At 45.9% G+C, this 7,453-nt stretch carries 8 protein-coding genes and 1 tRNA gene; 5 read left to right on the forward strand and 4 right to left on the reverse strand.

All coding sequences use genetic code 11. The features are described from left to right. Positions 1 to 28: 28 nt before the first annotated feature. The 3 genes from T472_RS18490 to T472_RS18500 all read left to right on the forward strand — a co-directional run bounded on the left by T472_RS18490 (position 29) and on the right by T472_RS18500 (position 1,731). Positions 29 to 104 (forward strand) — tRNA-Phe (locus T472_RS18490). A 123-nt stretch (positions 105 to 227) separates the two neighbouring features. Continuing rightward, on the forward strand, positions 228 to 1,136 hold the full coding sequence (locus T472_RS18495; RefSeq protein WP_023386483.1) for an ROK family protein: 909 nt from the start codon (positions 228 to 230) through the stop codon (positions 1,134 to 1,136). A 19-nt stretch (positions 1,137 to 1,155) separates the two neighbouring features. Continuing rightward, positions 1,156 to 1,731 (forward strand): hypothetical protein, encoded by a 576-nt coding sequence (locus tag T472_RS18500; protein WP_023863777.1) that lies wholly within the window; start codon positions 1,156 to 1,158, stop codon positions 1,729 to 1,731. 29 nt (positions 1,732 to 1,760) lie between these two features. Here the strand turns inward: T472_RS18500 and bcp are convergent, their stop codons facing one another. Beyond that, a complete protein-coding gene (gene bcp / locus T472_RS18505; RefSeq protein WP_023386485.1) occupies positions 1,761 to 2,234 on the reverse strand; it encodes a thioredoxin-dependent thiol peroxidase in 474 nt (157 codons plus the stop codon). A gap of 167 nt (positions 2,235 to 2,401) precedes the next feature. Between bcp and T472_RS18510 the strand changes: the two genes are divergently transcribed. Together T472_RS18510 and T472_RS18515 are read left to right on the forward strand one after the other, a co-directional pair. Further along, positions 2,402 to 3,151: a peptidylprolyl isomerase gene (locus tag T472_RS18510; RefSeq protein WP_023386486.1), complete on the forward strand. Its 750-nt coding sequence runs from the start codon at positions 2,402 to 2,404 to the stop codon at positions 3,149 to 3,151. A gap of 48 nt (positions 3,152 to 3,199) precedes the next feature. Then, positions 3,200 to 4,267 carry a glycosyltransferase gene (locus T472_RS18515; protein WP_023386487.1) on the forward strand — a complete coding sequence of 356 codons (1,068 nt, stop codon included), beginning with the start codon at positions 3,200 to 3,202 and terminating at the stop codon, positions 4,265 to 4,267. A 23-nt stretch (positions 4,268 to 4,290) separates the two neighbouring features. On the opposite strand, the gene T472_RS18520 is transcribed toward T472_RS18515, so the two are convergent. The 3 genes from T472_RS18520 to T472_RS18530 all read right to left on the reverse strand — a co-directional run bounded on the left by T472_RS18520 (position 4,291) and on the right by T472_RS18530 (position 6,993). Next, a complete protein-coding gene (locus tag T472_RS18520; protein ID WP_023386488.1) occupies positions 4,291 to 4,944 on the reverse strand; it encodes an HAD family hydrolase in 654 nt (217 codons plus the stop codon). A gap of 1 nt (position 4,945) precedes the next feature. Further along, positions 4,946 to 5,479 (reverse strand): phosphatase PAP2 family protein, encoded by a 534-nt coding sequence (locus T472_RS18525; protein ID WP_023386489.1) that lies wholly within the window; start codon positions 5,477 to 5,479, stop codon positions 4,946 to 4,948. A gap of 125 nt (positions 5,480 to 5,604) precedes the next feature. Continuing rightward, positions 5,605 to 6,993: a [Fe-Fe] hydrogenase large subunit C-terminal domain-containing protein gene (locus tag T472_RS18530; RefSeq protein ID WP_023386490.1), complete on the reverse strand. Its 1,389-nt coding sequence runs from the start codon at positions 6,991 to 6,993 to the stop codon at positions 5,605 to 5,607. Positions 6,994 to 7,453: the final 460 nt, after the last annotated feature.

Consider the following 7,453-nt stretch of genomic DNA (forward strand, 5'->3'; position numbering starts at 1 on the left):
AAGTAGGTTGTCGCCAGATTTTTATTTTGGCTTCATAGCTCAGTTGGTAGAGCAGAGGACTGAAAATCCTCGTGTCCTTGGTTCGATTCCGAGTGAAGCCACCACTCGCGATTCTTCGGATCGCCACAGATAAAACGTCCTTAGAGACGTTTTTTTTGTGCTCAAAAATAGTTGAGACATGATTATTTGCTTGTGATATATTCAAGTTGTGAACAGGAGGTGCCTGGGTGAATTATCTGGCCATTGACATAGGTGGGACTGAGATCAAATTTGCAGTGATGGATGAGAAGGCTGATTTCATATTGAAGGATAGGATACCTAACATGATGAGGTCGGTGAATGATTTCCTAGACATGGTGGAGTCGCTGTGGAAGCAATACGGCGAAAATACAAGAGGTATTGCTTTCAGCATGCCGGGAAGGATAGATAACGTGACAGGCTACATGTACACCAGTGGAAACCTTGGATTTCTTGATGATACTGATGCAGCAGGTCTGGTTAGGTCAAGGATATCTGTAGATGTGTCAATAGAAAATGATGCAAAGGCGGCTGCCTGGGCTGAAATATGGAAGGGTGAGCTCAGAGATATCGATGATGCTGTTGTGGTCGTAATAGGGACTGGAATCGGGGGAGCCATAGTTAAGGATGGAATGGTGCATCGCGGCAAAAGTCACAGTGCTGGAGAATTCAGCTTCATATATGCTGGAGACCCTGATGTGCCCTATTCTGGCAGAGATACTTTTGCAGGCAGGTGCGGGATAGGTGGATTCCTTAATCCTATAGCTAAAGCAAAGGGAATACCTTCGTACGGACTGGATGGATTTAAGGTGTTTGAGTGGCTGGAGCAAAGAGATGAGCTTGTATTGAAGGTGTTTGACGGTTACCTGAGGGAGCTATGCAGACAGCTGGAAAACCTGCAGTTCATCTATGACCCTGAAATCATACTGATCGGGGGTGGAATAAGCAGGCAGCCCGCATTTCTTGAAATGCTCAGAGCTTCAATGGACAGATATCATGCAGACCACATGTCACCTATGGCTAAGCCGAAGCTTTGCAGCTGCAGGTTCTATAATGATGCTAACCTTGTTGGTGCTGTCTATAACTTCAAGCAGGTAGTAGAGGGTGGATTGGAGTGATGACCTTAAATTGGAGAAAATGATTGAAAACAAGAGATATATGATGATACGGGATGACCTCAGGGAATACTTCGGGGGAATGTATGGAGGGAATCAGCACATCGGCTCAAAGGGAATTGCAAAATTCGGATGCGGTTCTGTGACTTTGCATACATATGTAGCCTATGAGGAGAGAAGGAAGTATACGAAGGATGAGGTCAGGGAGCTTCAGGAGAAGTTCTTCAAAAGATATCTGCTTGGTCCTACTACTGCACTCAGATTCAAGCTTGCTGCGCTGGCATACTATGCTCTGAGGAAAAGAAAGGCTTCCGTCAGGATAATTCACAGCCTGTATAGGGAGAGCGATGGTCTGAAGAAGATCATGATGGAAATAAGAAGGAATATCGGGAAGGATAATCCGGTTCCGTTAATAATTGGAAAGCGGACAATGAAGGGGTATAAGGATGATCTGGATAATCACTGGGTAACTGTTACAGGCTATTCAGACGACTATTCAGTCGTAGTATCCAACAACGGCAGGCTGGAGGAGCTCGACCTGAATGAGCTCTCACACAGGAGGCTATTCATTGCAATTGCAGCAATAAATGTAAAATAGGGAGACATTATGTCTCCCTATTTTGCGTATTATGATATGCCTCTTATGAAATCTGCGATTTCCTCTGAATGACCATCAGCTTTAACCTTTCTGTCCATGTAGATTATCGTGCCCTCTTCATTGATCACGAATGTGCTTCTCTGAATTCCAATCGAGGTTTTACCAAACATCGTCTTTTCCTTCAGTACATCATATTCCTCGCATACCACGCTGTCTGGGTCAGACAAAAGTATGAATGGAAGTGAGAACTTGTCTATGAACTTCTCATGTGAATTTAGGGAATCTCGCGAGATACCAAGTACAACTGCGTTCAGGGCAGAAAGGTCACTGTTGCTGTCCCTGAAACCTTCAGCCTCGATGGTGCATCCTGGTGTATTGTCCTTGGGGTAGAAATAAAGTATTACCTTCTTTCCCTTGTAGTCGCTTAGCCTGTGCTCCTTGCGATCGGAACCGACAAGTGTGAAGTCGGGTGCTTTGCTGCCGACCTCCAGAATCTTTTTCATATGATACCTCCATTAATATCTAGTATTATTGAATATGATAGCAAAAAAGTATTAACATGTTTAGGGCCTTGAGTATATTTTGTGTTAACATGATGAGGTTCACTGTTAGTAAATTTTGTGTTAGTATAAGGAAGTATAAGAAAAAGAAGATTTGAAGGAGTAGATCAATGGAAAACAAGATATTGGCAACAGTTAACGGGGTTAACATAACTTCAGATGTCCTTGACAGGACTATAGAACAGCTTCCTCCGGAAAGGAAGGCATACTTCCAGTCTGAGTTTGGAAGGAAACAGCTTCTGGAGCAGCTGGTAAGCGTTGAACTTATCAATGCATTTGGACTGGAGATAGGAGTCGACAAGGACCAGATGTATCTTACGCAGATGGAACAGGTCGAGAAGGAAATCAGGTTCAACAGCACAATGAACAAGATAATGTCTGAGATAACTGTAGATGATACCGAGGCGGAAAATGCATACAATCTAAATCCGGCCAAGTATAGCGGACAGCAGTCCGTAAGGGCGAGCCACATCCTTTTAGACAGCGAGGAGCTTGCAAATGACATTCTGAAGAAGATAGTTGAGGATGGACTGGACTTTGGAGATGCAGCTGCAGAGTTCTCATCATGTCCGTCAAAGGCACAGGGTGGAGACCTTGGCGATTTTGGAAGAGGAATGATGGTTCCCGAATTCGAGAACGCAGCGTTTACTCTCGAAAAGGGTGAAATGACAAAGGAACCAGTAAAGACCCAGTTCGGATACCATATAATAAAGACTACAGATAAGAAGGGCTTTGGGGCAGCGAAATTTGATGATGTCAGGGAATCAATAAGGGCTGAGCTCCTGAAGGAGAAGCAGATGGACCATTATACAAAGCTTCTTGAGGACCTGAAGTCAAAGTACAACGTCACACTGAAGTAGAACAAAGGCCCGCGTTTAAAAGCGGGCTTTCTTTGTCCGGAGGATGAGATGAAGATATTGCAGGTAATAAACAATCTTGATGTCGGAGGTGCGGAGACCCTGCTCAGTGAATATGCGCTGAATTCAGGCGAGAATACAAGTGTAATCCTTACACTCGTTTCAAGTGACAGCTGGATAAGATCTGACCTTGAGAATTCAGGAGTGAAGGTTATTGACCTGGCACTGCAAAGCAAGTACAGGTTAATCAGTGCGATGATCGGCATAGCCCGTGCAATAATATCAGAGAAACCTGACATCGTACATGCCCATCTTTTTCCTCCCCAGTATTATGCGGCATTCCTCAGGCCATTTTTCAGGAATATCCCGTTTGTGTTCAGCGAGCATTCAACAAGCAACAGAAGAAGGGGAATTACACTGTTGAGACCCATAGAGGCTTTGAGCTACAGGATGTATGACAGGGTTATTGTCATAAGCGAAGCGGCAAGGAAGGAGCTCACAAGGATCACTACAGGGAACAACTGCACTGTCGTGTATGGCGGGGTGGATGAAAAAAGATTTATCGGACCAAGGAATGAGGAGTACGACTTCGTTCTTGTAACATCACTTAGAGGCAGGGAGAAGGGCGTAGATATTTTTCTCGAAGCCCTCTCGATGGTCAGGGAAAAGGGATATTCAGCAGTGGTGCTGGGGGATGGAGTACTGAGGAGTGAACTTACTGAGCTCCGTGACAGGCTTGGTCTGAGAAATGCAGTAGATTTCAGGGGCAACGTGGATAACGTAGGTGAATATCTCAGGTGTGCCAGGGTATTTGTTCTTCCATCCAGGTGGGAGGGGCTTCCGGTATCGATCATGGAGGCTATGTTTTCCGGAACGCCGGTGGTGGCATCGAGAACCGGAGGAATCCCTGAGGTCGTGCCTGGTGATTGTGCGCTGCTTTTTGAGCCTGAGGACACCGAGGACCTCTCGAAAGCTCTGGTTAAGGTGATTGATGATATCGGGCTAAGGCAGCATCTGGCAGACAATGCCGTGAATAGAGCTGGAAGGCTTTTCACCCTATCGGCATATACTTCAAGGCTGGACTTTTTCTACAGGGAAATGAAGAGAACCAGTAAATGAGGAATTGCCTCATTTACTGGTTCTTAACTTATTTCAACATCCTTAAGGCTTCTGACATAGACATGGCAATTTTTGAGTATCTCATCGTGGAGGTGCTCCGAAAATCTGTCATGAACTCCGAACACCTTCATTCCTGCCTTCCTTGCACCAAGCATGGCGGCCGGAATATCTTCAAATACAGCGATCGATGATGGACTAAGCTCAAGCTTGTCGGCAGCCAGGAGATAGACATCCGGTTCGATCTTGGTCTTTCCTGCCATATCTGTAGTGACTACAACATCAAAATAATGCCGTATATTTCGGGCGTTAAGGCAAGCTTCCAGTATCTCCTCGGAGCTTGAGGTCGCAAGGGCAATCTTGGTGCCCTTTTCCCTTAGTTTCGTAAGTATTTCCAGAGCACCTTCCTTCAGCATGACATCATCACGGTATATGGATTTCACCGAATTGTTCCACTGTTCTTTGATTTCTTCAATCGTTTCAACCAGATTGAAGGTCTCCTTGAAGTAGACAGCAGTCTCATGAAAGCTCTTGTGGGCAATCCTTCTCATGAGCTCCTCCGGTTCAAGGTCGATATTTCTCTGCACCAGGAAGTCCTCATCCACTTTTCTCCATACCCACATGGAGTCAACAAGAGTACCGTCAAGGTCAAATATAACACCCATTACTCCATCAAGCATTCTACACTCTCCCCAAAATCATAAAATGGACCACGACAGCGTAGGAGGTACCGACTACCGCGCCGGCTGCCACATCCGAAGGATAGTGGACACCAAGGTATACCCTTGACATTGCAACCAGAGTTGCCAGCAGATAGTATATCAAGGAAATTACTGAGCTTGAGCTCAGAAGTGCCACAGTAGCAGCCAGGGTGAATGCGGCTGCAGTGTGTCCAGAAGGAAAGGAAAACTGGTCGACTCCTATCTTTATGCTGTTCAGATTAATCAGCTTTTCAAATGGCCGCTTTCTCTTCACAAAGAACTTTACCACTCCAACAGTAATTGAAGTGAAGAAGAGTGAGAGGGCACCGGCGGCAGCGAATGAATTGAAGTTCCGCCCCGGAAAGAAGAAAAGTCCGAGAATCACACCAAGTGCGAAGACGTCAGAGCCAAGGTAGGTTGCGCCTATGAAGAAATAATCAAGCAATCTTGTCCTTAGTCTGTTGTTGATATACAGTACAGCTGCCTTGTCAAATTCCGATATTTTCTCTATCATGGCATCTCCGAATAATATGGATTCACGCATTTGTGTCAATACATTATAGCATGAAAAAGGGGGAGACTGCTAAAGTCCCGTAATCAAATGAACCATATGGACCTTATTTGAAGACTTCCGTCAGGCTAGAATGTCCTTTCGAATATCCCGGTCTTGGCGTGGTCCTTGAAATCCTCCCTGTCGTGGACACCGAACCTTCCCAGGATCTCGTCAATAAGATAGGAGTTAGCAGCTACCTTTATCACAGACTCCTGGGCACTCTTTTCAACGAACATAAGTCCCGATTCCTTTGGAATCAGGCCCTTTGGTCCTCCTACACAGCCTCCTGCACAGCCCATGCCTTCAATGAAAGACACATCACCAACCTCACCACTCTTGACCATATCGAGAAGTGCCTTGCATTCCTTGACACCGTTGGCCTGTACCGACTTGAACATCCTGTATTTCAGCGGGAACATCTCCTCTATGGCTTCCCCTACTGCTGCTGATACTCCACCGGTTCTGGCATAGAGCCTTCCTCCTCTGGAAGCATATTCCATAGATGATACTCCTGACATATTCCCAGGATCTATCTCAAGAGCATCGAACATGACTTTGACCTCCTGGAAGGTCAATACGGCGTCAATGACTCCGGCTATATCTGGATCCTTTGCTTCAGTCTTCTTTGCGATGCATGGGCCTATGAAAACTACCCTGACATCCTTGTTCAGTTCCTTCAGTATTCTGCCAGCTGCAATCATCGGTGATACCGATGGTGAAAGGTCAGGAACAAGGTCATAATAGATCTTCTTCAGCATGCCTACCCACATCGGGCAGCAGCAGGAGGTTATCATGAGGTCGCCTGCATTCTGGACCAGCTTGTCAAATTCCACTGCTTCCTTTAATGTCAGCATGTCAGCAAAGAAGGCAACCTCGACCATGTCAGCAAATCCAGCCTTGGCGAAAGCTTCCCGCAGCATGTCCAGTGTCACGTTCTCACCGAACTGTCCGGCTATTGCCGGTGCCACTGCAGCGATGACCTTTTCGCCATTCCTGATGCTGGAGGCTACAGGCAGAAGCTCCACCCTGTCCATCAATATGCTGGAATCACAAGCATCCACGCACAGCCCGCACCCAATGCACCTTGAATCATCAATTACGAAGGTCTTTGTAATAGGATCCCTGACTATTGCATTGAAGGGGCAGATACTCTGGCATCTTGTCCTGCCGGTTGCTGATCTGCAGGACTCACTGCACTCACCGACCTTTGCGATTACTTTCTTGTTGACCTGGTAATTGGTAATGGCCCGGATCAGGTTCCTAACATATTTGTCATCATATTCAATATCGACGCCACAAAGTACGGATACGATGTCAGTGAAGAAATCGAGATCTTCCCTTTCCTGTGAGAGGACCTCAGTAAGAACTTCCCTGAAGTTGTCATTGTAATATGCTGAAACAAGCCTCTTGAACAACTCCTCGTGCCTTGACATGTTCACGGCATAACGCATGGGAATTCCATACGGCTCTGCCATTCCCCCCTTCGAATACCGTTTTTTTGTTTACCTTATAACTTCATTCTATATTTAATTCCAGGCCATCTCAATATATTAACTGTGTCGTGGAGGTAAACAATGCTTCTCATTGTGGAATCATCGAAGAACAGATAGAATATACAAAGACGGAGGTGATGCGCCAGTTCAGCGCTGAGAATATAACTGGTGGGAACCCAGTCTGGTAAGTGTTAGCCACACGCCAGTATCTAGCCTTGGAGCCGAAGCCGTGAGGTCAGGTTTAAGAGTAGGAAAGAAACCATATGAGCCGTAATGCGAAAGCGTAAAGTGATTGAGCCTCGTTAGATTAGATAGAATGGAAGCTGATGCCGTCACCTCGGCAGCAAGCAATAATGCTTATTCGAAATGGCAAGAATAAGTAGGTTCCATCTGGGTCAGAGAACATGGCGAGTATGAGAGCGTTATTTTCAACGTACCTGGG

It is taken from the genome of Youngiibacter fragilis 232.1, from assembly GCF_000495435.3.
In the GTDB taxonomy this organism is placed as follows: Bacteria; Bacillota; Clostridia; order Clostridiales; family Clostridiaceae; genus Youngiibacter; species Youngiibacter fragilis.

Bases quoted from the DNA above. Each gene is read 5' to 3' on its own strand.
- T472_RS18500 (WP_023863777.1), top strand. From the start codon at position 1,156: ATGATTGAAAACAAGAGATATATGATGATACGGGATGACCTCAGGGAA.
- bcp (WP_023386485.1), bottom strand. From the start codon at position 2,234: ATGAAAAAGATTCTGGAGGTCGGCAGCAAAGCACCCGACTTCACACTT.
- T472_RS18510 (WP_023386486.1), top strand. From the start codon at position 2,402: ATGGAAAACAAGATATTGGCAACAGTTAACGGGGTTAACATAACTTCA.
- T472_RS18515 (WP_023386487.1), top strand. From the start codon at position 3,200: ATGAAGATATTGCAGGTAATAAACAATCTTGATGTCGGAGGTGCGGAG.
- T472_RS18520 (WP_023386488.1), bottom strand. From the start codon at position 4,944: ATGCTTGATGGAGTAATGGGTGTTATATTTGACCTTGACGGTACTCTT.
- T472_RS18525 (WP_023386489.1), bottom strand. From the start codon at position 5,479: ATGATAGAGAAAATATCGGAATTTGACAAGGCAGCTGTACTGTATATC.
- T472_RS18530 (WP_023386490.1), bottom strand. From the start codon at position 6,993: ATGGCAGAGCCGTATGGAATTCCCATGCGTTATGCCGTGAACATGTCA.